This window comes from Kocuria atrinae C3-8 (assembly GCF_000286355.1).
Taxonomy (GTDB): Bacteria; Actinomycetota; Actinomycetes; order Actinomycetales; family Micrococcaceae; genus Kocuria; species Kocuria atrinae_A.
In genome coordinates, this window is record NZ_AJXN01000023.1 from 1 (window position 1) to 1128 (window position 1128).

A 1128-nucleotide genomic window follows, 5' to 3' on the forward strand; every position below is an offset into this window, starting at 1 on the left:
GGCGCCTGAGCGGCGTCGTCGGCCTTGGGCGCGGCCTGGGAACCGGGGATCTTGAGGGCCTGGCCCGGGCGGAGCAGCGAGGACGCGTTGAGGTCGTTGGCTTCCTGCAGCTCGAGCACGCTGACCCCGTGCTTGGCCGCGAGATCCCAGATGGTGTCCCCGGACGCGATGGTGTGGCGAGCGGTCGGGGACTTGGGTTCCGGCCTGTCGGCGGGCTTGGCCTGGTCGGGTGTGTTCTCGGCAGCCTTGGCCTGGGCGCTGGGGATCGTCAGGCGGTCGCCCGGACGCACCATGGCGTGGGCGGGAATCTTGTTGGCCTTCATCAGCTCGGTGACGGTCACGCCGTGCTTGGTCGCCAGCGACCAGACGGAATCACCGGCGGCCACGGTGATCTCACCGGGCGCCTGCGCGTGCTGGGAGGTGCCGTTGTTCTGTGGCGTCACGGGCGACTGCGCGTGGGCGGTGCCAGTGTTCCTAGTGCAGAGAGTGCGGCTAGCGCGGTGACTGCCGAACCCTTGGTGGCTCGACGAGCCCAGGTGGAACGAGCGGACGGGCGATCTTCTGGCGGCTCAACCGGCATGTTCGTGCTTCCTGCCTAAGTACGAGGGTGAGGGGAAGGCCACCGACTCACGCGAGCCGTGACAGCGTGACCAGAGTACCCGACCTGACTGGGCGAGTTGAAGAACTGACCGGAACGGCCAACCGTGGCAAAGTATTGTCCGTGAATCCTTCATCCGATATCAGCCCCGAAACCTTTGCCGAACTCGATTCCCTGGTGGGGGAATGGACGTACCTGCCGGACATCGCGGAAGCACTGGACATCCAGATCACCAAGGTGCACCGCATGATGGACCAGGGCGAGTTCCTGGAGGTCCGCCGTCCCGAGGACGGTATTCGCGTGGTCCCCGCAGAATTCATGGCGGACGGTCAGCCGCTCAGCGCGCTCAAGGGCACGATTGCCGTGTTACGGGACGCCCGCTACACGGACGCGGAGGCCATCCGCTGGTTGTTCACCGCGGACGACTCCCTGCCGGGCCGTCCCGTGGACGCGCTGCGCGAAGGTCGCAAGACCGAGGTACGACGCCGCGCCCAAGCCTTGGGCTGGTAGCCTACCGGCTGCGCCGCACC

General features: G+C 67.2%; 2 protein-coding genes. One reads left to right on the top strand and one right to left on the bottom strand.

The genetic code is table 11. The features are described 5' to 3' along the window. The coding region (locus YO9_RS16535) for a LysM peptidoglycan-binding domain-containing protein (RefSeq protein ID WP_016996190.1) at positions 1-443 on the bottom strand (443 nt) is incomplete at its 3' end. Positions 444-715: 272 nt separating this feature from the next. Between YO9_RS16535 and YO9_RS0103055 the strand changes: the two genes are divergently transcribed. Continuing rightward, on the top strand, positions 716-1108 hold the full coding sequence (locus tag YO9_RS0103055; RefSeq protein ID WP_016996191.1) for an Rv2175c family DNA-binding protein: 393 nt from the start codon (positions 716-718) through the stop codon (positions 1106-1108). Positions 1109-1128 lie beyond the last annotated feature (20 nt).